This window comes from Pseudomonas sp. PL-6, assembly GCF_054110165.1.
Window position 1 is genome coordinate 1,665,301 of the sequence record NZ_CM134189.1, and the last position, 26,337, is coordinate 1,691,637.

Genomic DNA, 26,337 nt, shown 5'->3' on the forward strand with positions numbered 1-26,337 from the left:
GATCCGAGCGTGAATGGAGTCGCGACAACCCCGGATTGCATCCGGGCTACGGCTGTGCCGAAGCGTAGGGTGGAGGTCGCTTTTCACATCCACCCTAGGCGTTTACAGGCCTTGCTCGCTCAACCACAGGTTGAGCGCCGCCAGCTGCCACAGCTTGGAGCCGCGCAGCGGCGTCAGCTGGCCCTGCGGGTCGGTCAGCAACTGGTCGAGCATGGCCGGGTTGAACAGGCCGCGATCCTGGCTGGGGTCGAGCAGCAGGTCGCGCACCCAGCCCAGGGTGGCGCCTTCCAGGTGCTTGAGTCCGGGCACCGGGAAGTAGCCCTTGGGTCGGTCGATCACCTCGCCGGGGATCACCTGGCGTGCCGCTTCCTTGAGCACGTGCTTGCCGCCGTCCGGTAGCTTGAAGCGCGCCGGAATACGCGCCGACAGTTCCACCAGGCGGTAGTCGAGGAACGGCGTGCGCGCCTCCAGGCCCCAGGCCATGGTCATGTTGTCCACCCGCTTGACCGGGTCGTCGACCAGCATCACCGTGCTGTCCAGGCGCAGCGCCTTGTCCACCGGCGCGACGGCGCCGGGGGCGGCGAAGTGCTGGCGGACGAATTCGCCGGCCATGTCGCCGGTCAGCCACTGCGGCTGCACGCAGGCGGCGTACTCGTCGTAGTCGCGGTCGAAGAAGGCCGCGCGGTAGGCGGCGAAGGCGTCGTCGGCGCCGTCCACCTGCGGGTACCAGTGGTAGCCGGCGAACAGCTCGTCGGCGCCCTGGCCGCTCTGCACCACCTTGCAGTGCTTGGCCACCTCGCGCGACAGCAGGTAGAAGGCGATGCAGTCGTGGCTGACCATCGGCTCGCTCATGGCGCGGAAGGCCGCCGGCAACTGCTCGATGATCTCGTGCTCGTCGATGCGCAGCTGGTGGTGGCGGGTTGCGAAGCGTTCGGCGATCAGGTCCGAGTACTGGAACTCGTCGCCACGCTCGCCGCCGGCATCCTGGAAGCCGATGGAGAAGGTCAGCAGATTCTCTACCCCGGCCTCGCGCAGCAGGCCGACCAGCAGGCTGGAGTCGACGCCGCCGGACAGCAGCACGCCGACATCCACCGCGGCGCGCTGGCGGATCGACACCGCCTCGCGCATGCCGTCGAGCACGCGCTCGCGCCAGTCTTCCAGGGTGAAGGGGATTTCCTCGCGCTGCGGGCCGAACTCCAGCTGCCACCAGCTCTGCTGCTGGCAGTTGCCGTCGGCGTCGATGCGCAGCCAGGTGGCCGGCGGCAGCTTCTCCACGCCGGCGAGGATGGTGCGCGGCGCCGGCACCACGGCGTGGAAGTTCAGGTAATGGTTGAGCGCCACGGGATCGAGGGTCCTGGCGATATCGCCGCCCTGCAGCAGGGCGGGCAGCGAGGAGGCGAAGCGCAGGCGCTCGCCGGTGCGCGACAGGTACAGCGGCTTGACGCCGAGGCGGTCGCGAGCGATGAACAGACTCTGCTTGTCGCGCTCCCACACGGCGAAGGCGAACATGCCGTTGAGCTTGGGCAGCAGTTTTTCGCCCCAGGCGTGGTAGCCCTTGAGCAGCACCTCGGTGTCGCCGCCGGAGAAGAAGCGGTAGCCCAGCTCTTGCAGTTCGGCGCGCAGCTCGGGGTAGTTGTAGATGGCGCCGTTGAACACCATGGACAGGCCCAGGTCGCTGTCGATCATCGGCTGGCCGGAGGCTTCGGCCAGGTCCATGATCTTCAGGCGGCGGTGGCCGAGGGCGACGGGGCCCTGGCTGTGGAAACCGTGGGCGTCGGGGCCGCGAGGGGCCAGGTGATGGGTGATGCGCTCGACGGCCGCGAGGTCCGCGGGGCGTCGATCAAAACGTAGTTCTCCAGCTATTCCGCACATATTTTCCTTACCGGTATTGCCGTTGGGGAGGGGCTCGGTGGTGGCCGAGCCTTTTACACCAAAACAAAAAAATGCTTTTATGTCAAAGTTTATGGTGCGATATATAGGTATGTATGAGCGATAAAAAAGTTCCTACTGAAATAGATTTGTCATCCGTGCTGGCCTTCGAAATGCCCCTGTTCCAGGCCTTGCGACGGCTGCAGCAGGCGGGCGAGGTGCACGCCAAGCGCCTGGCCCGTTTCGGCGGGCTGACGCCCATGCAGCTGCTGATCCTGCAGGTGCTGGCGAGCGAGACGCGCCTGACCGCCAGCGCCCTCAGCGGGCGGGTCAGCCTGACCGCGGCGACCCTGTCCGGCATGCTCGACCGCCTGGAGGAACGTGGCCTGCTGCAGCGTCAGCGCGACGACCAGGATCGCCGCCGCCAGTGGCTGCTGATCAGCGACGCCGGCCGCGAGCTGATCCAGCAGGCGCCGTCGCTGCTGCCGCCGGAGTTCAACCGGCGCTTCGCCGCCCTGGCCGACTGGGAGCGCCACAGCCTGACTGCCGCGCTGCTGCGCGCCGCCGAGCTGTGCGGGGAAATGGATTGAGGCGGCGCCGCCTCGGGGCGCCGCTGGAAAACCGCTTTTTCCAGAAAAAATTCAAGCAGGGTGTTGACTTAGCGTCGTCGCCTGCATAAAGTGCGCGCCTCGCTAAGGCACATGGGTGGTTAGCTCAGCCGGGAGAGCATCTGCCTTACAAGCAGAGGGTCGGCGGTTCGATCCCGTCACCACCCACCATAGCGAATTCGGACGCAAGTCCGGCCGACGCGCAGCGGTAGTTCAGTCGGTTAGAATACCGGCCTGTCACGCCGGGGGTCGCGGGTTCGAGTCCCGTCCGCTGCGCCATTTTTCTCCGGTTCGAGCATGCTCGGGCCGAGATGGCAAACCTTAAGAGGTGCCATCAGATGCAACACTGCTTATTGAAACAGAGTTCCTTGGACGCAAGTCCAGCCGACACGCAGCGGTAGTTCAGTCGGTTAGAATACCGGCCTGTCACGCCGGGGGTCGCGGGTTCGAGTCCCGTCCGCTGCGCCATATACGGAAACCCGCTGATCGCAAGATCAGCGGGTTTTTTGTTGCCCATCGTCTGGGCGCCGCTTCTCTGTGGCGGCGCTCAAGCGGCAAGCTTTGCGTGGCTGTCGGTCGCGGCTAAGGAAGCTCTGAAATAGCCGTCATTCCCGCGCAGGCGGGAATCCAGAGCCTGCGTAGTCCCTGGGCTCCCGCCTTCGCGGGAGTGACGATAAGTGGCTTTTTCAGAATTTCCCTAAAGCCCCTCCCACGCTACCTGTGGGGGGTAGGCTTTCTTCCCGCCAGCCATGGCGCCCGGCAATTTTTCCTGCCCGCGGCTTTTCGTCATCTTGTCTTCATCCCGCCGTTCTAGCCTGATGGGCATGTTTCTTGTTTATCGTTGAACGGGTCATGCGGGAGGAGCGAGCGATGGACGATTATCAGGAAGAACTGCTGGAACTGAGCGCCCTGGAGCAGGATGCGGTGGATGGCGTCGAGGACGCCACCGAGCTCTAACGGGTCATGGCGCCCCGCAATGGGGCGCCGGCCAGGCGGCTGCCGCTCGCTCTCGTAGCCCGGCTTTCATCCGGGCTACCCGCGCTCAGCGTGAAAGAGCGTCCAGCACCTGGCCGATGGCCGTTTCCAGTCCGGCGATGGGCGCGTCCTGGTTGTCTTCGATCACCACCAGGCGGCTGCCGCCGTCGCTGATCGCCTTGGCCAGATCGGCTGTCGGCTGACGCTGGACAAGCATGGCGGCGACCTCGTTGTCCCGCAGCTCGGCGCTCAGTTGCGCCAGGGTCTCGGCCGTCCATTCGGCGTCTTGCGCCACGTTCAGCTCGATGCGGTCGAGGTTGAGGCCGCCGATCAGGTAATCGAAGTGATCCGACAGGCTGGCCACGTTGAGGTTGTCCAGTTCGGCCAGGCGGCTTTCGCTGGCGGCGCTGAGCTTGAGCAGGCGCTGCTTGAGCGTCGCCAGGTTGGCTTCGATCTGCGGTTTGGCCTCTGGCGCCAGGCGGCCCAGGTCGGCGGCGATCACATCGGCCATGCGCCCCAGGTTGTTGATGTTGAGCCAGGGCTGGCTGGCCAGGGCGTCGCCGCCGTCGCTGCGCAGGGCGACGCCGGGCAGGGCGCCGTCCACCGGGCGCGCGCCGTCGACTTCGACGATGCGGATATTGCTGCGCCGCGCCAGCGGGTAGAGCGGGTCGTCCGGCCACAGCGAGCGCAGGGCGATTACCGCGTCGGCGTCGCGCGCGGCCTTGTCCAGCGCGCCCGCGCCGCGGCCGGCGAAGTACGAGGGTTGGCGGCTGGCCGGCAAGTTGGCCGGCGCGGCGCGTTGCAGTTGCACGGCGCTGCCGTCGAGCAGGCTGGCGCCGAGGCCGTAGGTGATCGGCAGGCTGGCGAGAATGCGCACGGGTTGCTGTTCGGCGTGTAGCGGGCCGGCGAGCAGGGCGCAGGCGGCGAGGGCGAGGCTCAGGCGTTGCAGGTTCATCCCAGGTTCCCTTTCAGGCTAGGCAGGATGCCGCGGGCGATGGCGGCGAGGGCGAAGGCGAGGCCGGCGACCATGATGATCGCGGCGCCGGAGGGGACCGGCAGTTCCAGGGCGATCGGCAGGAAGATGCCGGCCAGAGTGCTGCAGGTGGCGATCAGTACCGACAGCCAGAAGAAGCCCTTCAGCGATTGGCTCAGCAGGCGTGCGGCGGCCGCTGGGATCACCAGCAGGGCGCCGACCAGGATGGCGCCGATGACCTTGACCGCAGCCACAGTGACCAGCGACACCAGCATCACGAACAGGTAGTCCAGCGGCTTCACCGCGACGCCGCGCACGCTGGCCAGTTGCGGGTTGAAGCTGGCCAGCATGATGCGGTTGTACAACGGCAGCGCCAGGCCCAGTACCAGCAGCGAGACCAGCGCCAGCACGGCGAGGTCCTGGGCGTTGACCGTCAGCACCGAGCCGAACAGCACGTTCTCCAGGATATGGATGTTGATCTTGCCGGCGAGCACCAGCAGCAGGCTGGCGCCGATTGCCAGCGACACCGAGAGGAACACGCCGATCAGGGTGTCCGGCGCCAGGCCGGTGCGGTTGCGCAGGTAGTTGAGCAGGATGCCGAACAGCAGGCAGTAGCCGAACAGGCTGCCGTAGGGGCCGGTGTAGGGTTCGCCGAGCAGGATGCCGATGGCCACCCCGGTCAGTGCTGCGTGGCCGACCGCCTCGGAGAAGAAGGCGAAGCGCTTGACCACCACCAGGGTGCCGAGGCCGCCGAGCACCGGACCGATCAGCAGGCCGGCGAGCAGGGCGTTGACCACGAAGCCGTAGGCCAGGGCTTCGGGCAGGTAGCCGGCGCTGGCCCAGGCCTGGATCGCCAGGCGGATGCCTTCGAAACTCATGACGAGGCCTCTTGCTGGCGCGGATGGCTGGAGAACAGTTCGAGCAGCCGTTCCGGAGTCAGCACCTGCTGCGGCGCATCGTCGAACAGCACGCGGCGGTTGAGCCCGGTGACGCGGTCGGCGAGGCGGCCGACGGCCTGCAGGTCGTGCTCGATCCACAGCACCGTGGTGCCGGCCTGGCGCCAGTCGCGCAACAACTGTTCGAACACCTGCACGCCGGGCTCGTCCAGTGCCGACATCGGCTCGTCCAGCACCAGCAGCTGCGCCTCGGGCACCAGGCCCTGGGCCAGCAGCACGCGCTGGCGCTCGCCGCCGGACAGCGCGCCCATGCGCCGCTTGCGCTTGTCGAGCATGCCGACCCGCGCCAGCGCCTGTTCGATGGTCGGGGCGTGGCGCCGCGACAGGCCGAGGAAGGCCGGGCGGCGCTGGCACATGGCGGCCATGAAGTCGTCCACCGTCATCGGCAGGCCGCGGTCGAACTCCAGCGCCTGCGGCACGTAGCCGATGGTGCCGGGGCTGGCCGGCCAGTGCAGGCGCAGCTCGCCCTGGTGCGGCATCTGTCCGAGCAGGGTCTTGATCAGCGAGCTCTTGCCGCCGCCGTTGGGGCCGACCAGGGCGTGCACGCTGCCGGCGCGCACCTGGAAGCTGACGTTGTCGAGGATGCGCGTGCGGCCGAGCGCCAGCTGCACTGCGTCGAACTCGATGGCCGGGCCGCTCGGGCGCGGCAGCGCGTTCTCCAGCGCACTCATGCGCCGGAGTCCCGAATCGCCCGCACCACGGTGTCGAGGTTGTGGCGCATCTCTTCCTCGTACTTCTGCGGGCTGTAGTCGCCGTAGGAGATATGGGTCAGGGCGTAGAGCTTGACCCCGGATTCGCGCTGGATGGTGTCGACGTAGCTGGAGGGGAAGTCCATCTCCGAGAAGATCACCTGCACGTCGAGGTCCTTGAGCTGGTCGATGGTCTTCTTCAGCTGGCTGGGGCTGGGTTCGATGCCGTGGGCCGGTTCGACCACCGCGGTGACCTCCAGGCCGAACTCGCGCAGCAGGTAGTCGTAGGCGCCGTGGATGGTGGCCACCCGCAGCTCGTTACCCGAGGCGGCGCTGAGCTGGCTCAGCGCCGTCGCGCGCAGGCCGCGCAGGCGCTTGCCGTAGGCGCGGGCGTTCTGGCTGTAGTGCCTGGCGTTGTCCGGGTCGAGCTTGCCCAGCTCGCGGGCGATGTTGTTGATCTGCGCGATCGAGGCGCTGATGGAGAGGAAGGTGTGCGGGTTGACCACCTTGCCGGCGCCGCGCGCGGCCTGGCCGGTGGCGGCCAGCAGCGGCACGCGGGCGTTGGCCTCGATCACCGGCACCTGCGGCTTCTCGCTGACGGCGATCATGCGGTCGGCGAAGTCGTCGTGGCCGACGCCGTTGAGCACCACCACGTCGAGGCCGCCGATGCGCTTGATGTCCTCGGCACGCGGCTCGTAGGCGTGCGGGTTGAAGCCGGCGGGAATCAGCGGCACCACCTCGGCGCGGTCGCCGACTATGTTGCTGACGTAGCTGTAATAAGGGTGCAGGGTGATGCCGATGCGCAGGCGCTGGCCGTCGGCGGCCTGGGCCAGGGCCGGCAGCAGCGCGGCGCCGAGCAGCAGGCCGCCGAGCAGGCGGCGCAGGGGGGCGGAGAGGGTCATCTGCGGGTCTTCCAAAGGGTCAGTGGCGATGCTGGCGGGTGACGCCGGCATCGTAGTGGGTCACCACCTGCTGCCAGCCGGCGGCGCTCAGGGCGTCGTCGTGCAGCGCGGTCGGCGGCGTGGCGGCGCTGCGCTTGAGCCAGATGGTTGGCGTGTCGCCGCCGGGCAGCAGGAGGAAGGTGCCGGCCACCGCGACGTCGCCGCTCAGGCCCAGGTAGGCGCTGCGCTCGCCGCGCTGCAGCAGTTGCCAGCGATGGCCGCCGCGCTTGCTCGCGCTGGCGTCGGCGACGAAGGGCGGCAGGCCCTCGTCGGCCAGGGCCTGCGGGCTGGGCAGGGCCTGCAGCTCGCCTTGCAGCAGGAGGATTTCGTCGTACGCCACGGCGAGGTCGGTGTGGATGCCCTGCTCGGCGGCATTGAGGTCGCGGCGGGCGTCGAGCTGGTGGCCTGCGACCTCCTGCTGCGGCACCGGCTCGCTGCGCCAGACGATGACCAGCGCAGCGAGGGCGAGGATCGCCAGGCTGAGCAGCAGCACCTGCAAGCTCTCGTGGCCGGCGCCGGCCGGGCGTACCACCTGGGTGGTCATGGCGCGGCGATTTCCGTGTGGTCGATCTCCACCACGTGGCCGGGGCCGGCGTCGAACAGCACGTAGAACTCGCCGTCCGGGCGCTTGAAGCTGAGCCGGGAATCCTCGCCGAGCTTGCCGGGCACCAGCACCTCCTCCTCGTAGCTGATCACGTCGAGGGTCACGCCCGGGGCGCCGCTGCCGTCGGAGAAGCCGCCGGTGCAGACGATTTTCTCGCCGTCGCCGGCCTCGCACTGGCAGATCGGGTTGTGCGCCAGGGCCAGGGGCGCGAGCCCGACGCCGAGGACGAACAGGCCGATACGCAGGGTGGGGGTCATGGTTTGCCTCCTTGTTGCTTGAGCCAGGCGAGGGTCGCCGGCGACGCCTCGGCCAAGGGAATGGATGCCTGGTGCACCGTGCCGTCCCAGCCTTCGGCGGTGATCCACAGCTCGGCGTCGGGCTTGGTGCGTGGCGGTACGGGAATGCTGGCGCCCATGCGGTAGGGGCTGCCAAAGAACAGCCCGCCGGCGGCGCGCAGGCTGCGCGGCTTGCCGATGCGCAGGTAGGTGGCCTTGACCTGCTCGCCGCAGCCCTGGCACAGCGCGGCGTTGAACGCCTTCATGTAGCCGGCCGGGCCTTCCAGCTGCGGCGGCAGATTGCGGAACTCGGCCAGGCGCAGGCTCCAGGGGCCGACCTGGACTTCGCCGATCTCGCGCTCGCCCAGGCCGCTGTCGCCGCGAAACAGCGCCACGTCGTGGAAATACTTGGGCATGAAGCCCAGCGGAATCAGGATCAGCAGCGCATTCAGGTGGAAGCGCCACCGGTACCACCAGCGGCTCAGGGCAGAAGGCGCCGGGGCGGCGGTTGCGGCTTTGCTCATGGACGACCCTCCGAGACTTCGGCGATGGCGATGGGCGCCGCCCGGGTCGGCCGCGGGGTGCGTCTGACCACTGCGGCAGTGGCCTGCACCGTGCGTTTGCTCCAGATCAGCAGGCCGCTGAGCACCATCATGCTCAGCAGCAGGCCGAAGAAGCACCAGATCAGCTTGACCCACAGGCCGCCGAAGTCGCCGACGTGCAGCGGGCGCATGGACTCGGTGACGAACTCCAGCGCGGAGCGGTCGTCGAGCAGGCGCTTGGCGTCGATCTCGCCGTTGTAGGGGTTGACCGTCACCGACTGGAACATCAGCGGATACCAGCCGCGACCCGAGACGGTGATGTGGCCATAGGCATAGATGGGCAGGTCGATCGAGCTGGCCTCCAGGCTGGGCACGGCGCCCTGGGCGATGCTCACTGCCTTGTCCAGGTCGATGCGCGGCACGTCCGCTGCACTGGCCGCCAGCGGCACTTCCTCGCGGCTCACCACCGGCGGCACGCCCTCGGTGGAGATGGAGATGTGGAAGTCGAACAGCAACGCGCGGATCAGGAACCAGATGCCGGTGATGGAAATCACCGCGATGAACCAGATCGACCAGATGCCGGACAGGCGATGGAAATCGCCCCAGAAGATCCGCGCGCCCTGGCCCACGCGCAGGCGCGGACGGAAGAAGCCTTTCCAGAATTTCTTGTAGACCACCAGCCCGGTGATCAGCGACAGCAGCATCGGAATGCCGGTCAGCGACACCAGGTACCAGCCCCAGCTGAAGCCGTTGGTGAAGGGCACCAGCCACCAGCCGTGCAGGGCACGGGTGAACTGGCGGAAGTCGAACTGCGGGCTGATGCCCTGGATCACCCCGGTGTAGGGGTTGACGTAGATCATCGGCGAGCTGCCGTCCGGGTAGCTGACCCGGGCGGTGAGGGCGAAGTGATCCTCGTCCGGGCGCTCGATGCTCTGCACCACCAGTCCCGGCTCGGCGCGCTGGATCGCCGCCAGCACCTGGCCGTAGCTGAGCCGCTCGGCGTCGTCCGACGGCTTGCTGGCGCGCACGTCCGGGTTGGCCAGCCAGACGATCTCCTGGCTGACCGTGGCCAGGGTGCCGGTGACGCAGATGATCAGCAGGAAGAACCAGACCGGCAGGGCCAGCCAGCTATGGACGAGAAACCAGAGTCTGGAGCGGGATTTCTTGGACATGGTCGCGGGGTCGTTGGCGCGCGCGGCGGGCCGGCGCGGAATGAATGGAGTAAGAAGCGACCGCAAACGCGGATGAAAAGGATTCTAAGTTGCAAACGATTGGCGATCAAGGTCGCCGTGCGCGATCAGCCCGCTCGGCGTTGCGCGCGCCGGTAGTCGCCGGGCGTTTGCCCGAGCCAGCGCTTGAAGGCGCGCTGGAAGGCTTCGGCGGAGGCGAAGCCGAGCAGGTAGGCGATCTCGCCGAAGGCCAGCTCGGTGTCGCGGATATAGGCCATGGCCAGATCGCGGCGGGTGTCGTTGAGAATGGCGCGAAACTGCGTGCCTTCCTCGGCCAGCTTGCGCCGCAGCGTCCAGCTCGGCAGTTGCAGGCGTCTTGCCAGCTCTTCCAGGTCCGGCTCGCGGCCGTGCAGCAGCGGGCCGAGCAACTGGATCACCCGTTCGCGCAGGCTGCGGGTGCGGGTCAGTTGTTCGCGTTCGCGCTCGCACAGTTCCAGCAACTGCTGCCAGGTGCCGGGGCAGTGCTCCGGGTTGCCCTGGGCCAGGCTGGCGGCGCTCAGGCGCAGGCGGTTGGCGCCGGCGGCGAACTCCACTGGGCAGCCGAACAGTGCCTCGTAGCGCTCGGCATAGACCGGCGCAGGGAACTCGATCTCGACTTTCTCCAGGGCCACCGGGCGACCGATCACCTGGCTCAGGTTGCTCTGCCAGCCGGCCAGCACCGAGTCGACCACGAAGCGGTTGTAGGCGTTGTACGGGCTGATGGAATAGAAGTGCAGCCAGGCGCCGCGGCCGTCCTCGACCAAGCCCGAACTGCCGCGGTAGTTGGCCGCATACAGCGCCTCGAAGTCGGTCAGCACGCGTGCCGCCGCGCCCAGGCTGGGTGCCTGGGCGGCGCAGATACCGGCCAGGCCGACCTGGCCGAGGCGGCTCAGGCGGCCCATGTCCAGGCCCAGTGCCGGGTCGCCGCACAGTGCGATGGCGCTGTGACCCAGGCGCATGAAACGCGGGATCGACAGGCGTGCGCGCGGCTCGCTCAGGCGCGCGGCGTCCAGGCCGAACTGCTCGAGCAGCGGCTGCGGGTCGTGCCCGCGTTCGCGCAGGGCCGCGGCCAGCGCCTGGGTGAAGCCGACCGAGAGGTCGCCGAGGCGAACGCGCGAGGCTTTCATAGCCACAGGTTGAGCAGTTGCGCGCCGCGGTCCTCGGCGCCCTGTTGCACCTGACCGGCGTCGAACGCCAGCCCCGCGGCCTGGCCGCTGCGCTCCCACAGGCGGCCGCGAAGGTGCACCCGGAGGCCGGCGCGTACGCCGTCGGCGTGCAGGTGCCGGGCCAGCTCGGCGTTGTGGCCGGCGCCTTCCAGGTCGCCGGGCATGGCCAGCAGCTCGACCTGCTGGCCGACCAGGGCGGCGCGACTGGCAGCCTGCCGGGCGTCGTCGCCGAGCAGCACGCCGAGGCGTCCGGCCGGTGTGTCGAGCACCTGCAGCGCCGCGCTCGGGGCGGCGCTCACGGCGCCTGCGGCAACGGCCTGGCGCTGCGGCTGGCCCAGCGGATTGCCGGCGCGGTCGAACACCAGGCTGACGTTGTACAGCGGCCCGCGGCCCACCTCGAGGCGGCCCAGCTCGACGCGCGGCTCGGGCAGGACGATGGAGCCGGCCACCAGGGTGATGCCGTAGTCGCGGGCTAGGCCGCCGAACAGCTGCTGGTAGTCCTGGGCCATGGCCCTGGCCTTGGTGCGCAGCAGGGCGTCGTCCAGACGCGCGTCGCCCTCGGCGGCCAGCAGGGCGCGCAGGAAGGCCAGCGGGTTGCTCGCCGCCAGCCAGCGCAGGGCCTGGCGCCGATCCGCGGCGCGGTACAGCTCGTCCTTCTCGCCCACCGCCAGCAACCAGGTGCCGATATGTGCCGGCAGCACGACTACGGTGCGTTCGCTGAGCAGGCCCAGGTCGCGGGCCTGGTCGAGGTAGGCGGCCAGTTTCAGGCGCAGGCGGCCGAGGCTCTGGTAGTCGGCGGCGAACAGCTCGGGCTGGATGCCCAGCAGGTTGCCGCGCGGGCCGGGTTGGCCGCGGTCGAGGGCGAGTCGGCTGCGCAGGTCGGACAGGTAGTGGCCGCTGGGGCGCTGCTCGCACCAGTGGGCGTAGCTGCCGAGGCCGGCGAGCAGGGCGAGGGACAGGACGCTGAGGATCAGTAAACGCATGGCGGGGCTTTCGTTGGAGTTGCGCTGCAGGTTAGGTCGATTGGGCGGGCCTGCCAAGTCAGCTTGCTCATTTCGATCATTATCTTGTCAGTTTCGATCATTGAGCCGGGCTGGCGGGCTCTTTATCGTCTGGCCCCATAACCGACCGCGTGACCATGAGACCGCGGCAATCCGTGAACTGCACCGCGATGTGGAGAATTCCATGACTGCTCGTTACCCGCACCTGCTGGCCCCGCTCGACCTCGGCTTCACCACGCTGAGCAACCGCACCCTGATGGGCTCCATGCACACCGGCCTGGAAGAGAAGCCGGGCGGCTTCGAGCGCATGGCGGCCTATTTCGCCGAGCGCGCCCGCGGCGGCGTCGGCCTGATGGTCACCGGCGGCATCGGTCCGAACGAGGAGGGTGGTGTGTACGCCGGCGCGGCCAAGCTGAGCACGGTCGAGGAAGCGGAGAAGCACAAGGTCGTCACCCAGGCGGTGCACGAGGCCGGCGGCAAGATCTGCATGCAGATCCTGCATGCCGGGCGCTACGCCTACAGCCCCAAATCCGTCGCGCCGAGCGCCATCCAGGCGCCGATCAACCCGTTCAAGCCGCGCGAGCTGGACGAGGAGGGTATCGAGAAGCAGATCCAGGACTTCGTCAACTGCGCCGCCCTGGCCCAGCAGGCCGGCTACGATGGCGTCGAGATCATGGGGTCGGAAGGCTACTTCATCAACCAGTTCCTGGTCGCCCACACCAACCAGCGCACCGACCGCTGGGGCGGCAGCTACGAGAACCGCATGCGCCTGCCGGTGGAGATCGTCCGTCGCGTGCGTGAGGCGGTCGGGCCGAACTTCATCATCATCTATCGCCTGTCGATGCTCGACCTGGTCGAGGGCGGCAGCACCTGGGACGAGATCGTGCTGCTGGCCAAGGCCATCGAGGCCGCCGGCGCCACCCTGATCAACACCGGCATCGGCTGGCACGAGGCGCGCATCCCGACCATCGCCACCAAGGTGCCGCGTGCGGCCTTTACCAAGGTCACCGCCAAGCTCAAGGGTGAGGTGTCGATTCCGCTGATCACCACCAACCGCATCAACACCCCGGAAGTCGCCGAGCAGGTGCTGGCCGAGGGCGATGCCGATATGGTGTCGATGGCCCGTCCCTTCCTCGCCGACCCGGACTTCGTCAACAAGGCCGCCGAAGGCCGCGCGGACGAGATCAACACCTGCATCGGCTGCAACCAGGCCTGCCTGGACCACACCTTCGGCGGCAAGCTGACCAGCTGCCTGGTCAACCCGCGCGCCTGCCATGAGACCGAGCTGAACTATATCCCCACTCAGCAGGTGAAGAAGATCGCCGTGGTCGGCGCCGGCCCGGCCGGACTGGCGGCGGCGACCGTCGCGGCCGAGCGCGGCCACAGCGTGACCCTATTCGATGCCGCCAGCGAGATCGGCGGCCAGTTCAACGTGGCCAAGCGCGTGCCGGGCAAGGAGGAGTTCTTCGAGACCCTGCGCTACTTCAAGCGCAAGCTGGAAACCACCGGCGTCGATCTGCGCCTCAATACCCGCGTCGGCGTCGACGAGCTGGCGAGCGGCGGTTTCGACGAGATCGTCCTGGCCACCGGCATCGCCCCGCGCACCCCGGAGATTCCCGGTATCGAACACGCCAAGGTGATCAGCTACCTGGACGCCATCCTCGAACGCAAGCCGGTCGGCCAGCAGGTCGCGGTGATCGGCGCCGGCGGCATCGGTTTCGACGTTTCCGAATACATCACCCACCAGGGCCAGGCCACCAGCCTGGACCGCGAGGCGTTCTGGAAGGAGTGGGGCATCGACGGCCAACTGGAGGCGCGCGGCGGTGTCGCCGGTATCGCGGCTCAGCCGCACCCGGCGGCGCGCCAGGTGTTCCTGTTGCAGCGCAAGAAGTCCAAGGTCGGCGACGGCCTGGGCAAGACCACCGGCTGGATCCACCGCACCGGGCTGAAGAACAAGAACGTGCAGATGCTCAACTCGGTCGAGTACCTCAAGGTCGACGACGCCGGCCTGCATATCCGCATCGCTGGCGGCGAGCCGCAGCTGCTGCCGGTCGATACGGTGATCGTCTGCGCCGGCCAGGATCCGCTGCGCGAGCTGCAGCAGGGCCTGGAAGACGCCGGCCAGCGCGTGCACCTGATTGGCGGCGCCGACGTGGCGGCCGAACTGGACGCCAAGCGCGCGATCAACCAGGGCTCGCGCCTGGCCGCCGAGCTCTAAGCAAGAAGACGCCCCGCCTTGTGCGGGGCATTTTGTTTGTGGCCGACAATAACAAGGAGAAGCCCGATGTCCCTCGAAGCCCAATTGCAGCCCGCCGCCGCGGCCAGCCTGCAACGCTGGCACCAGCTTATCGCCGCCAAGGACCTGGGGCCGCTGCCGGAGTTGCTGCACCCGCAGGCGGTGTTTCGCTCGCCCATGGCGCACACCCCCTACCCGGGCGCGCAGGCGGTCAACCTGATCCTCAATACCGTGCTCAAGGTGTTCGAGGACTTCGCCTACCACCGCGAGCTGGCCACGGCCGACGGCCTCAGCGTGGTGCTGGAGTTCAGCGCCAGGGTCGCTGGCCGGGACCTTAAAGGCATCGACATGATCCGTTTCGACGAGACCGGCAAGATCGTCGAGTTCGAGGTGATGATCCGCCCGATGAGCGGCCTGCAGGCGCTGGGCGCGGAGATGGCGCAACGCCTGGCGCCTTTTCTCGCCGCGGCCAAGCACTGAAATCCATCACAGTTTTGTTTTGCGGCTCGTCGCACTCTGCTGGGCGGCTGGTCGAGTGCCAAGCCCGTCACATTGCTGCGGCGGGTTTTTCCCCTAGACTTGGCTGAACAACGGAGGGCCCCGCCGCTCAGGCCTGACAAGGCCTTGTCGGCAGTCCTCCGTGCGCGCAGATGCCACCCGCGTTGGTCCAGAGGGAACCCGATGAGCATGCAGAACAAGCCGCAGATGGTGGAAGCCGTGATGTTCTTCAGTGAACGCGGTATCTGCAAACAGATGCTGTTCCCCGAGTTTGAGGCCCTGCTCGACGGCGTGGTCAACATGCCCGAATTCGCCGACCAGCAGATGCGCGTGGCCTTCGTCACCATCAACCCGCGCCTGCTGGTCAAGGCGGCGGTGTTCTTCTACCTGGACTTCAACGCGGACGGCAGCCCCGACAAGGGCTGGAACATTCCCCTGCAGCACCTGGCCGAGCGCGCCGGGCGTGGCCCCGACCTGGGCGCTGGCCCCATCCGCCTGGCCTGCCGCAGCCAGTGCCCGGTGTCCTGGCACCAGATGCACCTGTGGGACCCCAGCCTGGCGCCGGGGCAGAACGACCTGGTGCTGCTGCGCGATGCGGTCAAGGGCAATAAGCTCGGGCTGCTGGTGGAGGACGAGAATGCCCAGGCGGTGGTCGCCGAGCGCCTGCAGATGGCCTCCGAGGACAAGTGGTACGCCCCCGATCCGGCCAAGGAAGTGGCCGACCAGCTGGCGCGCAAGATGGATCAGGAGCACCGCCTGAAGACCGCCCAGTTGATCAAGCAGCAGCGCCTGCGCATCAGCAGCCTGAGCCAGCAGCACGAGGAGGAGCTGGCCAAGGCCAAGCTGGCCAGCGAGGAGCAGAGCAAGCACCTGCAGGCGCAGATCCACGGCCTGCACCAGGCGCTGCGCCAGCAGGAGGAACTCAACGCCAGTCTCAAGGCGCAGCTGGCCGCCCAGGCCGAGAGCTTCCAGAGCAGCCGCGAGGAAATGACCCAGCAGCTGCGCGCCCTCGAGCGCCACGGCCGTACCGAAGGCGACATCCTCCGTGCTCAGTTCGACGGCGAGCTGCAGGCCAAGGTCGCCGCAGCGGTGGTGGAGTACAAGGAACAGATCGCCATCCGCGACGTCGAGCTGGCCTACCGCAACGAGCAGGATGCCCAGCTGCAGCGGGAGAACGCCCGGCTCAAGCGCGAGCGCGACGAATTCGCCAGCCAGGGCGGCGACCAGGTGCTCGAGCGCCTGGCCAAGCTCGGCGTGGTATTCGTGGTCTACCACCCGGGCGCCGGCCACCTGACCATCCCGCTGCAGGACATCGCCCGCTACCAGGACAACCCCATGGCCTATGCCGCGGCCAAATGCTTCGTCTCCGAGCCGCAGTACCGCCAGTGGCTGGCGCATTATCAGCAGCCGACCTGCGATGCCAGCCTGCCCAGCGGCGAACGCTGCGCCATTCCCATCGACCGGATCGACTCGCCCAGTCGCTTCAACGCCGGCGACTCCAACTGCTGCGCGCGGCACAAGGCGGGTAGTCGCCTGCGTACCGTCGGCTGATCTTGGCCCTGCAATTCCCCGACTGGCGCCCGCAGGCGGCGCTGCAACCCGTGCATCTGGACTGGCTGGACGCGGCCGGCATCGAGCTGGCCTGCCTGCGCCTGGAGCTGATCGACCCGCTGGTGTCCGGCAACAAGTGGTTCAAGCTCGCTCCGCACCTGCAGGCCGCCGCTGCCGGCGGCGCAGCCGGAGTGATCAGCCTGGGCGGCGCCCATTCCAATCACCTGCATGCGCTGGCCGCGGCCGGCAAGCGTTTCGGCTTTGCCACCGTCGGCCTGCTGCGCGGCGAGCCGCAGCAGACGCCGACCGTCGTTGATCTGCAGGCCTGCGGCATGCAACTGCACTGGCTGGGCTACGGCGGCTACCGGGCGCGGCATCAGGCGGATTTCTGGCAGCCCTGGCTGCAGCGCTACCCGCGCTTTCATCCGGTCGACGAGGGTGGCCTGGGCCTGCTCGCGGCCGAGGGCTGCAGCGGCCTGGTGCAGATGGCGCGGGCGCAGCTGGACGGTCTCGGCTGGGACGACTGCGACGGCTGGTGGCTGGCCGTCGGCACCGGCACCACCCTGGCCGGCCTGGTGCTGGGCGAGGCGGGGCGCTGCCCGGTGTACGGCGCCCTGGCGGTGCCGGGCAGCCATGGCGTGGCCGCGCAGGTGAGCGCGCTGCTGCGCCAGGCCGGTCGCCCTGATCGGGGCTATCGGCTGATCGAGGCGGCGCGCGGCGGCTTCGCCCGCATCGACGACGAGTTGCACGAGTTTATCCTGCGCAGCGAGCGGGCCAGCGGCCTGCTGCTGGAGCCGGTCTACACCGGCAAGGCGTTAATGGCGTTGCGCCAGTATGTCGAGGGCGGTTACCTTGCCCGCGGCAGTCGCCTGATCTTCGTCCATACCGGCGGTCTGCAGGGGCGGCGCGCACTGATGGGCGCCGCCGCCGACTACACTGAGGTCTGACCAGCGGAGCCTGGAATCCCCCATGAGCGAACCTCTCCACCCCGAACAGCTGCGCAGCCTGACCCCGCTCAACGTGCTGTCCGACCAGCAGTGGCGCGAGTTGCGCAGCCAGTTGGTGCCGCAGCCCCTGTTGGCCGGCCAACTGCTGTTCCGCCAGGGCGATCAGGCGCGCCTGACCTACTACCTGCTGGCGGGCGAGCTGCAGTTGCAGGGCGCCGACGGCCAGGTGCAGCGTCTGCGGGCCGGCAGCGAGGCCAGCTGCCATCCCTTGTCGCCCAGCCTGCCGCGGCTGCACGAGGCGCGTGCGCTGAGCGACGTCAGCGTGCTGGCCATCGACAGCGCCACCCTGGATCGTCTGCTGACCTGGCGCCTGGCCTACCAGGACCTGCTGCTGGCGCTGCAGCAGAGCGGCGCGGACGTCGAGTGGCTGGAGCGCCTGCTGGACAACCCGCTGTTCGCCAAGGTGCCGCCGGCCAACGTGCAGAACATGCTCGGCCGCCTGCAGCGCATCCAGCTCCCGGCCGGCAGCCGGGTGCTGGAGGAGGGCGCGGCGGGTGATTGCTGCTTTTTCCTCGAAAGCGGCCGCGCCGAAGTGATCCGCGGCGCCGGCGGTGATAGTCAGGTACTGGCCGAATTGGAGGTGGGCGCCTGTTTCGGCGAGGAGGCGCTGCTGGCCGACCGGCCGCGCAACGCCACGGTGACCATGATCGAGGACGGCAGCGTGCTGCGCCTGGATCGCCAGGAGTTCTTCGCCCTGCTCAAGGCGCCGGTGGTGGCCGAGGTGTCCCTCGGCGAAGCGGCGCGCCTGCTGGCTCAGGGCGCGCAGTGGCTGGACGTGCGCCTGCTCGAGGAATACCAGCAGGCGCATGCGCCGCAGGCCCTGCACATGCCGCTGCAGCTGTTGCGCCTGAAGGCGCGTCTGCTGGACAAGGCGCGCACCTACCTGTGCTACTGCGACAGCGGCAAGCGCAGCGCCAGCGCGGTGTTCCTTCTGGCGCAGCTGGGTTACAGCGTCTACGCCCTGCGCAACGGCCTCGATGGCCTGCCGGCGGTGCAGCGCGACGCCCTGCTGTGCGAGAGCGGCGCCGGCTACCTGGCGCGTTCGGGCGGACGCATCGAACGCAGCCGCTGAGCTGAAGGCGGGGCGGTTGCGGCGCGCATGCGATCCGCGGAGGGCTGCAGCCTGTCCCGGATTGCAGCCGGGCTACGGTCTGTCGACCATCTGGGGCTCGGCCTGGCGCGGCCACTGGTCGCCGACCAGAAAGATCCGCTGCACTTCCTGCCAGCTGCCGTCAGCGGCTTCTTCCAAACTTACCAGTAACTGCGCGCCGGCCTGTGCCGGCAGGGCATCCAGCCATTGCTGCAGGCGTTCGCCCGACCAGCGCTGCTCGGCGTCCACCCGCGCCGGGGCCAGCCAGGCCAGGCGCGGCAGCGGCTGCCAGACGCTCGGCGGCTGCTCGCGGAGGAAGGCCGGCCAGTCGCGGCGGTGCAGCCAGCGTCCGCGCAGGTGCTGCGGCGAGGCTCCGCGCGGCGCGGCGCAGCTCTGCGCCCAGGGATAGAACAGGTAGCCGCCGAGCCACAGGGCGGCCTGGGTGTCGCCCAGTCGCAGGGCGTTGAGCGTGCTGCGCGCCTCGCGCCGCGAGGACAGCGGCAGCTGGCGCTGGCTGAGGTGGGCCAGCTTGAGGTCGAGGCGGTCGTGGCTGCCGGGGCCGAGCCACTGCGCGGCGTCGCCGCCGTCTTCGGCGGGCGGGCCGAGGTAGAACTTCACCGCCAGCTCCAGGTGGTGCTCGCCCTCGGCGTCGCGCAGCAGCAGGTCGAGCTCGCCCAGGGTCTGGCCGCTCTGGCGGATCGGCAGGTTGGCCGCCAGCACCTCGATATCCGGCGCGCCATGCAGGGCGAACTGCCACAGGCGTTCGTAGTACAGGCCCAGGCGGCGCACCGGATTGCCGGCCAGCCAGGCGCTCAGCTCGCCGTCGTCGCGGTCCAGCCGGCGCAGCCAGTCGGCCAGCAGTGCCGGCTGGGTGCCCCAGCGGCTGGCCTGCAGCGGGTGGCGCTGCGGTTTGGGCGTCTGCCCGAGCAGCGGCGGCGACAGCAGCACCCAGGCCAGGTCGCGGACGGCGGGGCGGTGCAGGTGGCGGGGCAGATCGTGGAGGACATCGAGCGGGCTCATGTAAGCGAGCATAGCCCAGTGCGGTGGGCGGTTTGCTGCGGCCTCGGCCTTTGACCGATAATCGCCGTCTCTCCCTTCTCAAGTCTGGCGGGCATCCCATGGAGCAATTTCGCAATATCGGCATCATCGGGCGCCTCGGCAGCACGCGGGTGCTGGAGACCGTCCGCCGACTCAAGCGTTATCTCATCGACCGCCACCTGCACGTGATCCTCGAGGACACCATCGCCGAGGTGCTGCCCGGCCACGGCCTGCAGACTTCCTCACGGAAGATGCTCGGCGAGGTCTGCGACCTGGTGATAGTGGTCGGCGGCGACGGCAGCATGCTCGGTGCGGCGCGCGCGCTGGCCCGGCACAAGGTGCCGGTGCTGGGGATCAACCGCGGCAGCCTGGGCTTTCTCACCGATATCCGCCCCGACGAGCTGGAGTTCAAGGTGGCCCAGGTGCTCGAAGGCCAGTACCTGACCGAGAACCGCTTCCTGCTCGAGGCCGAGGTGCGTCGCCACGGCGAAGCCATCGGCCAGGGCGATGCGCTCAACGACGTGGTGCTGCACCCGGGCAAGTCGACGCGGATGATCGAGTTCGAGCTGTTCATCGACGGCCAGTTCGTCTGCAGCCAGAAGGCCGACGGCCTGATCGTCGCCACCCCGACCGGCTCCACCGCCTATGCCCTGTCGGCCGGCGGGCCGATCATGCACCCCAAGCTCGACGCCATAGTGGTGGTGCCGATGTACCCGCACACCCTGTCCAGCCGGCCGATCGTGGTGGACGGCAACAGCGAGCTGAAGATAGTGGTGTCGCAGGACCTGCAGATCTACCCGCAGGTCTCCTGCGACGGTCAGAACCATTTCACCTGCGCGCCGGGCGACACCCTGCACGTGGCCAAGAAGGCGCAGAAGCTGCGCCTGATCCATCCGCTGGATCACAACTATTACGAGGTCTGCCGCACCAAGCTGGGCTGGGGTAGCCGCCTCGGGGGGCACGACTGAATGTCCCTCGACCCCCATCGTGGTTACGACCTGATCGGTGATATCCACGGCTGCGCGCGCACCCTGGAGCGCCTGCTGGAGCAGCTCGGCTATCGCCAGCAGGGCGGCGTGTGGCGCCATGCCTCGCGCCAGGCGATCTTCCTCGGCGACCTGATCGACCGCGGCCCCGGCATCCGCGAGGCCCTGCACCTGGTGCAGGCCATGGTCACGGCCGGCCAGGCGCTGTGCATCATGGGCAACCACGAATTCAACGCCCTGGGCTGGAGCACGCCGGCGCCGCCGGGCAGCGGCCGGCAGTTCGTCCGCGAACACAGCCCGCGCCACCAGCGCCTGATGCGCGAGACCCTGGCGCAGTTCGAGGCCTATCCGCAGGAATGGCGCGAGTTCCTGCGCTGGTTCTACGAGATGCCGCTGTTTCTCGATGCCGGGCGTTTTCGCGTGGTGCATGCCTGCTGGGACAGCGGCCTGATCGAGCCGCTGCGCGCGCAGTTCGCCGACGGCTGCATCGACGAGCATTTCGTCCAGGCCTCGGCGGTGCCCGGCAGCTTCGCCAACCTGGCCCTGGATCGCCTGCTGCGCGGCACCGACATGCGCCTGCCGCATGGCCTGACCCTGACCAGCGACGACGGCTTCACCCGTTCCTATTTCCGTACCAAGTTCTGGGAAGAGAATCCCGAGACCTACGGCGACATCGTCTTCCAGCCCGACGCGCTGCCCGAGCTGGCGGCGCAGACGCCTTTGACCGAACTGCAGAAGGACGAGCTGCTGCGCTACGGCGCACACGAGCCGTTGCTGTTCGTCGGCCACTACTGGCGCCGCGGCAAGCCGGCGCCGATCCGCGCCAACCTGGCCTGCCTGGACTACAGCGCGGTGGTTGGCGGCAAGCTGGTGGCCTACCGCCTGGACCAGGAGCAGCGCCTGGAGTCGGGCAAGTTCGTCTGGGTCGACGTCGATCCCGCGGAGGCGCCGCGATGAGCGCCGTGGCCGTGCTGCGCCTGCCGCTCGCCGCCGATCTGAGCGGTTTCGTCGCCCTGCTGCGGCGTCTGCAGGTGCCGCACCGGGTGATCGAGGAGGGCGGCGAGCAGGTGCTCTGGGTGGCCGGCGAGGAGTTGGCCGAACAGGTGCGCGAGCTCTATGCGCGCTACCCGGATGGCGATGCCGCCGGCGAGGTTGCCGACCCCGTCGCGCCGGAGCGCGAGGGCGTATTGCAGCAACTGCGCCGCAGTCCGCTGACTGGCGCCGTGCTGCTGCTGACTTTCATCGTTTTCGCCGTGACCGCGGCCGGGGAGAACTTCGCCGCCATCCGTTGGCTGAGCTTCGTCGACTTCCGTATCGACGGCGAGCACCTCTACCTGACCTACCTGGAGGCGACGCTCGCCAGCGGCCAGTGGTGGCGTCTGCTGACGCCCATGCTGATCCACTTCGGCTGGCTGCACCTGGCGATGAACAGCCTGTGGTACTGGGAGCTGGGCCGGCGCATCGAATTTCGGCAGGGCGCCATCGGCCTGCTCGGGCTGACCCTGCTGTTCGCCCTGGCGTCGAACTTCGCCCAGTACTGGTGGGCCGGGCCGTCGCTGTTCGGCGGCTTGTCCGGCGTGCTCTACGGCCTGCTCGGGCATTGCTGGATCTACCAGCGTCTGGCGCCGAACCCGGCCTACCGCCTGCCGCCCGGCGTGCTGGTGATGATGTTGGCCTGGCTGGCGATCTGCATGACCGGCGTCTTCGAACTGCTGCAGTTCGGCGCCATCGCCAATGCCGCGCATCTCGGCGGCCTGCTCACCGGCTGCCTCACCGGGCTGCTTGGCGGTATGCTGGCCAGACGCAGCGCTTGAACCGATCATATTGACCGTTCCGGCGGGTTGCACCCGCCCCAGGATCCATCCGGAGACCCCATGTCGTCCTTTCTCGAAGCCATCGAAAACATCACCCCGGAAATCTACCAGAGCCTCAAGCTGGCCGTGGAGATCGGCAAATGGCCCGATGGCCGCAAGCTGACCCAGGAGCAGAAGGAGCTGAGCCTGCAGGCGATGATCGCCTGGGAACAGCAGAACCTGCCGGAGGATCAGCGCACCGGTTACATGGGCCCGCAGGAGTGCAGCAGCAAGTCCGAGCCGGTGCCCAACCTGTTGTTCAAGTCCTCGGAAACCCTGCACTGATGAGCGAACTGGGACGTGGCTCGCTGAGCAAGATGGCGGCGCGCCTGGACGCGCCGGTGCAGTACGCCTTGCGCCTCGGCGACGAAGAGGTACCGGTCAACCCGCTGCTGGGCAAGACGTTGCGCCTGGAGTACCTCGGCGCCATCCACTGCAGTCACTGCGGACGCAGGACCAAGACCAGCTTCAGCCAGGGCTATTGCTACCCCTGCATGCAGAAGCTGGCGCAGTGCGACGTCTGCATCATGAGCCCGGAGAGGTGCCATTACGACTCTGGCACCTGTCGCGAGCCGAGCTGGGGCGAGCAGTTCTGCATGACCGACCATATCGTCTACCTGGCCAATTCCAGCGGCGTGAAGGTGGGCATCACTCGCGCCAGCCAGGTGCCGACGCGCTGGATCGACCAGGGCGCGACCCAGGCGCTGCCCATCCTGCGCGTGGCCACCAGGCAGCAGTCCGGCTTCGTCGAGGACCTGCTGCGCAGCCAGGTGGCGGACAAGACCAACTGGCGCGCGCTGCTCAAGGGCGATGCCGCGCCGGTCGACCTGCCGGCGATCCGCGAGCAGCTGTTCGCCAGCTGCGCCGCGGGCATCGCCGAGCTGCAGCAGCGCTTCGGTCTGCAGGCCATTCAGCCGCTCGGCGCCGCCGAGGTGCTGGACATCCGCTATCCCATCGCGGCCTATCCGGCCAAGATCGCCAGCTTCAACCTGGACAAGCAGCCACTGGCCGAGGGGACCTTGCTCGGGATCAAGGGCCAGTACCTGATGTTCGACACCGGCGTGATCAATATCCGCAAGTACACCGCTTACCAGCTGGCCGTCCACGAGATCGCCGCCTGACCCCCGATTGCCACCCGGCGCCCGGCGCGCCGCAGACGAGAGGCCAAGAGCCATGCGTACCGAACAACCGAAGATGATCTACCTCAAGGACTATCAGGCCCCCGACTACCTGATCGACGAGACCCACCTGACCTTCGAGCTGTTCGAGGACCATAGCCTGGTACACGCGCAGTTGGTCATGCGCCGTAATCCCGAGGCCGGCGCCGGCCTGTCGGGGGCCCGCATGCCGCCGCTCGTGCTGGATGGTCAGCAGCTTGAACTGCTGGAGCTCAAGCTCGACGACCGCGAGCTGGGCGAAGGCGATTACACGCTGACCGACAGCCACCTGACCCTGCAGCCGACCCAGGAGCGTTTCGTGGTCGATAGCACGGTGCGTATCCATCCGGAAAGCAACACCGCGCTGGAGGGCCTGTACAAGTCCGGCAGCATGTTCTGCACCCAGTGCGAGGCCGAGGGCTTTCGCAAGATCACCTTCTACCTCGACCGTCCGGACGTGATGAGCAAGTTCACCACCACGGTCAGCGCCGAGCAGCATAGCTACCCGGTGCTGCTGTCCAACGGCAACCCGATCGCCAGCGGTGCGGAAGAGGGCGGCCGCCACTGGGCGACCTGGGAAGACCCGTTCAAGAAGCCGGCCTACCTGTTCGCCCTGGTCGCCGGCGACCTCTGGTGCGTGGAAGACAGCTTCACCACCATGAGCCAGCGGGAAGTCGCGCTGCGCATCTATGTCGAGCCGGAGAACATCGACAAGGTGCAGCACGCCATGGACAGCCTCAAGCGCTCGATGAAGTGGGACGAGGAGGTCTACGGCCGCGAGTACGACCTGGACATCTTCATGATCGTCGCGGTCAACGACTTCAACATGGGCGCCATGGAGAACAAGGGCCTCAACATCTTCAACTCCAGCTGCGTGCTGGCCCGCGCCGAGACCGCCACCGACGCCGCCCATCAGCGCGTCGAGGCGGTGGTGGCCCACGAGTACTTCCACAACTGGTCGGGCAACCGCGTGACCTGCCGCGACTGGTTCCAGCTGTCGCTCAAGGAAGGCTTCACCGTGTTCCGCGACGCCGAGTTCTCCGCCGACACCCACTCGCGCACGGTCAAGCGCATCGAGGACGTGGCCTATCTGCGCACCCACCAGTTCGCCGAGGACGCCGGCCCCATGGCCCACCCGGTGCGCCCGGATGCGTACATGGAGATCTCCAACTTCTACACCCTGACTATTTATGAAAAGGGCTCGGAAGTGCTGCGCATGATCCACACCCTGCTCGGGCCGGAGCTGTTCCGCAAGGGTTCGGATCTGTACTTCGCGCGCCACGACGGCCAGGCCGTGACCTGCGACGACTTCGTCAAGGCCATGGAGGATGCCAGCGGCGTCGACCTGACCCAGTTCAAGCGCTGGTACACCCAGGCCGGCACGCCGCGCCTGGAGGTCAGCGAGGCTTATGACGCCGCGGCCCAGACCTACAGCCTGAGCTTCCGCCAGAGCTGCCCGGCCACGCCGGGGCAGAAGGACAAGCAGCCCTTCGTCATCCCCGTCGCGCTCGGCCTGCTCGATGCCCAAGGCCACGAGCTGCCGCTGCGCCTGCAGGGCGAGGCTGCCGCGCAGGGCACCAGCCGCGTGCTGTCGGTCACCGAGGCCGAGCAATGCTTCACCTTCGTGGATGTCGCCGAGCGGCCGCTGCCGTCGTTGCTGCGCGGCTTCAGCGCACCGGTCAAGCTGCATTTTCCCTACGACCGCGACCAGCTGATGTTCCTCATGCAGCACGATTCGGACGGCTTCAATCGCTGGGAAGCGGGCCAGCAGCTGTCCGTGCAGGTGCTGCAGGAGCTGATCGGCCAGCAGCAGCGCGGCGAGACCCTGCTGCTGGATCGGCGCCTGGTCACGGCGCTGCGCACGCTGCTCGAGGACGAAGCGCTGGATCAATCCATGGTCGCCGAGATGCTTTCGCTGCCGGGCGAAGCCTACCTCACCGAGATCAGCGAGGTGGCCGACGTCGAGGCCATCCACGTCGCCCGCGAGTTCGCCCGCAAGGAGCTGGCCAGCGCGCTGTTCGAGCCACTGTGGGCGCGCTACCAGGCCAACCGCGAAGTGTCCAAGGTCACCCCCTATGTCGCCGAGGCCGCCCACTTCGCCCGCCGCAGCCTGCAGAACATCGCACTGTCCTACCTGATGCTCAGCGAGCGGTCCGAGGTGCTGGCCGCCTGCGTCGATCAGTTCGAGAACGCCGACAACATGACCGAGCGTCTGGCGGCGCTGGCGGTGCTGGTCAACTCGCCGTTCCGGGACGAGCAGGGCAAGGCCCTGGCGATGTTCGCCGACTTCTTCAAGGACAACCCGCTGGTGATGGATCAGTGGTTCAGCGTGCAGGCCGGCTGCCCGCTGCCCGGCGGTCTGGAGCGGGTGCATGCGCTGATGCAGCACGAGGCCTTCACCCTGAAGAACCCGAACAAGGTGCGCGCGCTGATCGGCGCCTTCGCCAACCAGAACCTGGTCAACTTTCACCGCGCCGACGGGGCGGGCTACCGCTTTCTCGCCGACCAGGTGATCGCCCTCAACGCCCTCAACCCGCAGATCGCCTCGCGCCTGCTGGCGCCGCTGACCCGCTGGCGCAAGTACGGCGCCGCCCGTCAGGCGCAAATGCAGGCCGAACTGCAGCGCATCCTCGCCTCCGGCGAGCTGTCCAGCGACGTCTACGAGGTGGTGAGCAAAAGCCTGGCCTAAGACGGGTTCTGCGGCACAAGAAGTGTTACCAGCCTCTGGCTGGTAACACTTTTTTGTTACTCAAAGAAATATGCCCTTCGCCTGTTATGCATTTGCACACTTAAGTTAGGGTCTTGGCCCTTGACTGAGTGGCGCTCTTGCTTGCGCGAAAACCCACGCGAGACCTCTAGCAAGGGGCATAAAGCGTCGGATCGTAGGACAAAAGACGCCACCGGCCAGGCGAATAGCTGACAGATTGGTCAGTGAATGATCAGTCACCGAAGGAAACACCGCCGATTGTCTAACTAGCGCCTTTGCGCTGATACGCTCGTTTGAATTGGCACCATGGTTGCAGTGCAGGACGGGATTCGGCCCCACGCCGCTGCGCCAGGGGCCGCTGCAATGCATTGGCGCAAGCCAAAACAAGCCGTCGTCAGTACGGCATA

The 26,337-nt window shown here is 68.1% G+C and carries 24 protein-coding genes and 3 tRNA genes; 15 read left to right on the plus strand and 12 right to left on the minus strand.

What is annotated here, in order from left to right; all coding sequences use genetic code 11:
• Positions 1-102: 102 nt before the first annotated feature.
• The gene (locus tag ACW9UL_RS07685) at positions 103-1,872 is read right to left on the minus strand and encodes an N-acetylglutaminylglutamine amidotransferase (RefSeq protein WP_031303123.1); all 1,770 of its coding nucleotides are present in this window, start codon (positions 1,870-1,872) and stop codon (positions 103-105) included.
• A 113-nt stretch (positions 1,873-1,985) separates the two neighbouring features.
• Here ACW9UL_RS07685 and ACW9UL_RS07690 point away from each other — a divergent pair, with 113 nt between their 5' ends.
• The 4 genes from ACW9UL_RS07690 to ACW9UL_RS07705 all read left to right on the plus strand — a co-directional run bounded on the left by ACW9UL_RS07690 (position 1,986) and on the right by ACW9UL_RS07705 (position 2,945).
• Positions 1,986-2,459: a MarR family winged helix-turn-helix transcriptional regulator gene (locus ACW9UL_RS07690; RefSeq protein ID WP_031303122.1), complete on the plus strand. Its 474-nt coding sequence runs from the start codon at positions 1,986-1,988 to the stop codon at positions 2,457-2,459.
• 113 nt (positions 2,460-2,572) lie between these two features.
• Positions 2,573-2,648: transfer RNA gene (locus ACW9UL_RS07695), tRNA-Val, on the plus strand.
• A 31-nt stretch (positions 2,649-2,679) separates the two neighbouring features.
• Positions 2,680-2,756, plus strand: a tRNA-Asp gene (locus tag ACW9UL_RS07700).
• A 112-nt stretch (positions 2,757-2,868) separates the two neighbouring features.
• A tRNA-Asp gene (locus ACW9UL_RS07705) sits at positions 2,869-2,945 on the plus strand.
• Between the two features lie 574 nt (positions 2,946-3,519).
• Here the strand turns inward: ACW9UL_RS07705 and ACW9UL_RS07710 are convergent.
• The 10 genes from ACW9UL_RS07710 to ACW9UL_RS07755 all read right to left on the minus strand — a co-directional run bounded on the left by ACW9UL_RS07710 (position 3,520) and on the right by ACW9UL_RS07755 (position 11,789).
• Complete coding sequence (locus ACW9UL_RS07710) at positions 3,520-4,407, minus strand: metal ABC transporter solute-binding protein, Zn/Mn family (protein WP_457789907.1); 888 nt, start codon at positions 4,405-4,407, stop codon at positions 3,520-3,522.
• Positions 4,404-5,303 (minus strand): metal ABC transporter permease, encoded by a 900-nt coding sequence (locus ACW9UL_RS07715; RefSeq protein ID WP_457789909.1) that lies wholly within the window; start codon positions 5,301-5,303, stop codon positions 4,404-4,406. Before ACW9UL_RS07715 ends, ACW9UL_RS07710 begins: the two co-directional genes overlap by 4 nt.
• Entirely contained in the window at positions 5,300-6,052 is a 753-nt protein-coding gene (locus ACW9UL_RS07720; RefSeq protein ID WP_457789911.1) for a metal ABC transporter ATP-binding protein, read from the minus strand. Before ACW9UL_RS07720 ends, ACW9UL_RS07715 begins: the two co-directional genes overlap by 4 nt.
• A complete protein-coding gene (locus ACW9UL_RS07725) occupies positions 6,049-6,972 on the minus strand; it encodes a metal ABC transporter substrate-binding protein (protein ID WP_457789913.1) in 924 nt (307 codons plus the stop codon). The genes ACW9UL_RS07720 and ACW9UL_RS07725 overlap by 4 nt, the downstream gene beginning before the upstream one ends.
• Positions 6,973-6,991: 19 nt before the next feature.
• A complete protein-coding gene (locus ACW9UL_RS07730) occupies positions 6,992-7,555 on the minus strand; it encodes a DUF6162 family protein (protein ID WP_457789915.1) in 564 nt (187 codons plus the stop codon).
• A complete protein-coding gene (locus ACW9UL_RS07735; RefSeq protein WP_457789917.1) occupies positions 7,552-7,872 on the minus strand; it encodes a hypothetical protein in 321 nt (106 codons plus the stop codon). Before ACW9UL_RS07735 ends, ACW9UL_RS07730 begins: the two co-directional genes overlap by 4 nt.
• On the minus strand, positions 7,869-8,414 hold the full coding sequence (locus ACW9UL_RS07740) for a PA2404 family protein (RefSeq protein ID WP_457789919.1): 546 nt from the start codon (positions 8,412-8,414) through the stop codon (positions 7,869-7,871). Before ACW9UL_RS07740 ends, ACW9UL_RS07735 begins: the two co-directional genes overlap by 4 nt.
• Positions 8,411-9,604: a PepSY-associated TM helix domain-containing protein gene (locus ACW9UL_RS07745; protein ID WP_457789921.1), complete on the minus strand. Its 1,194-nt coding sequence runs from the start codon at positions 9,602-9,604 to the stop codon at positions 8,411-8,413. The genes ACW9UL_RS07740 and ACW9UL_RS07745 overlap by 4 nt, the downstream gene beginning before the upstream one ends.
• Before the next feature lie 125 nt (positions 9,605-9,729).
• A complete protein-coding gene (locus ACW9UL_RS07750; RefSeq protein ID WP_457789923.1) occupies positions 9,730-10,767 on the minus strand; it encodes an AraC family transcriptional regulator in 1,038 nt (345 codons plus the stop codon).
• Complete coding sequence (locus ACW9UL_RS07755) at positions 10,764-11,789, minus strand: carbon-nitrogen hydrolase family protein (RefSeq protein ID WP_457789925.1); 1,026 nt, start codon at positions 11,787-11,789, stop codon at positions 10,764-10,766. Before ACW9UL_RS07755 ends, ACW9UL_RS07750 begins: the two co-directional genes overlap by 4 nt.
• Before the next feature lie 202 nt (positions 11,790-11,991).
• On the opposite strand from ACW9UL_RS07755, the gene ACW9UL_RS07760 reads away from it, so the two are divergent.
• The 5 genes from ACW9UL_RS07760 to ACW9UL_RS07780 all read left to right on the plus strand — a co-directional run bounded on the left by ACW9UL_RS07760 (position 11,992) and on the right by ACW9UL_RS07780 (position 18,171).
• The gene (locus ACW9UL_RS07760) at positions 11,992-14,025 is read left to right on the plus strand and encodes an oxidoreductase (protein WP_457789927.1); all 2,034 of its coding nucleotides are present in this window, start codon (positions 11,992-11,994) and stop codon (positions 14,023-14,025) included.
• A 66-nt stretch (positions 14,026-14,091) separates the two neighbouring features.
• Positions 14,092-14,523, plus strand: a complete 432-nt coding sequence (locus ACW9UL_RS07765; protein ID WP_457789929.1) for a nuclear transport factor 2 family protein — start codon at positions 14,092-14,094, stop codon at positions 14,521-14,523.
• A 201-nt stretch (positions 14,524-14,724) separates the two neighbouring features.
• Positions 14,725-16,092: a chromosome partitioning protein ParA gene (locus ACW9UL_RS07770; protein ID WP_457789931.1), complete on the plus strand. Its 1,368-nt coding sequence runs from the start codon at positions 14,725-14,727 to the stop codon at positions 16,090-16,092.
• 8 nt (positions 16,093-16,100) lie between these two features.
• Positions 16,101-17,039, plus strand: a complete 939-nt coding sequence (locus tag ACW9UL_RS07775) for a 1-aminocyclopropane-1-carboxylate deaminase/D-cysteine desulfhydrase (RefSeq protein ID WP_457790924.1) — start codon at positions 16,101-16,103, stop codon at positions 17,037-17,039.
• Positions 17,040-17,061: 22 nt separating this feature from the next.
• Positions 17,062-18,171, plus strand: a complete 1,110-nt coding sequence (locus ACW9UL_RS07780; protein ID WP_457789933.1) for a cyclic nucleotide-binding domain-containing protein — start codon at positions 17,062-17,064, stop codon at positions 18,169-18,171.
• A gap of 72 nt (positions 18,172-18,243) precedes the next feature.
• Here ACW9UL_RS07780 and ACW9UL_RS07785 read toward each other — a convergent pair whose 3' ends face one another.
• Complete coding sequence (locus tag ACW9UL_RS07785) at positions 18,244-19,209, minus strand: DUF1853 family protein (protein WP_457789935.1); 966 nt, start codon at positions 19,207-19,209, stop codon at positions 18,244-18,246.
• Between the two features lie 98 nt (positions 19,210-19,307).
• On the opposite strand from ACW9UL_RS07785, the gene ACW9UL_RS07790 reads away from it, so the two are divergent.
• From ACW9UL_RS07790 to pepN, 6 genes are read left to right on the plus strand one after another with little or no spacing between them, the layout of a single operon-like run.
• Entirely contained in the window at positions 19,308-20,195 is an 888-nt protein-coding gene (locus ACW9UL_RS07790; protein WP_021445926.1) for an NAD(+) kinase, read from the plus strand.
• Entirely contained in the window at positions 20,196-21,170 is a 975-nt protein-coding gene (locus tag ACW9UL_RS07795) for a metallophosphoesterase (RefSeq protein ID WP_021445927.1), read from the plus strand.
• Complete coding sequence (locus ACW9UL_RS07800; protein WP_397496537.1) at positions 21,167-22,027, plus strand: rhomboid family intramembrane serine protease; 861 nt, start codon at positions 21,167-21,169, stop codon at positions 22,025-22,027. The genes ACW9UL_RS07795 and ACW9UL_RS07800 overlap by 4 nt, the downstream gene beginning before the upstream one ends.
• Positions 22,028-22,087: 60 nt before the next feature.
• Positions 22,088-22,351, plus strand: a complete 264-nt coding sequence (locus ACW9UL_RS07805) for a YeaC family protein (protein ID WP_021445929.1) — start codon at positions 22,088-22,090, stop codon at positions 22,349-22,351.
• Positions 22,351-23,187 (plus strand): DUF2797 domain-containing protein, encoded by an 837-nt coding sequence (locus tag ACW9UL_RS07810; protein WP_457789938.1) that lies wholly within the window; start codon positions 22,351-22,353, stop codon positions 23,185-23,187. The genes ACW9UL_RS07805 and ACW9UL_RS07810 overlap by 1 nt, the downstream gene beginning before the upstream one ends.
• A gap of 52 nt (positions 23,188-23,239) precedes the next feature.
• Entirely contained in the window at positions 23,240-25,912 is a 2,673-nt protein-coding gene (gene pepN, locus ACW9UL_RS07815) for an aminopeptidase N (protein WP_457789940.1), read from the plus strand.
• Positions 25,913-26,337 lie beyond the last annotated feature (425 nt).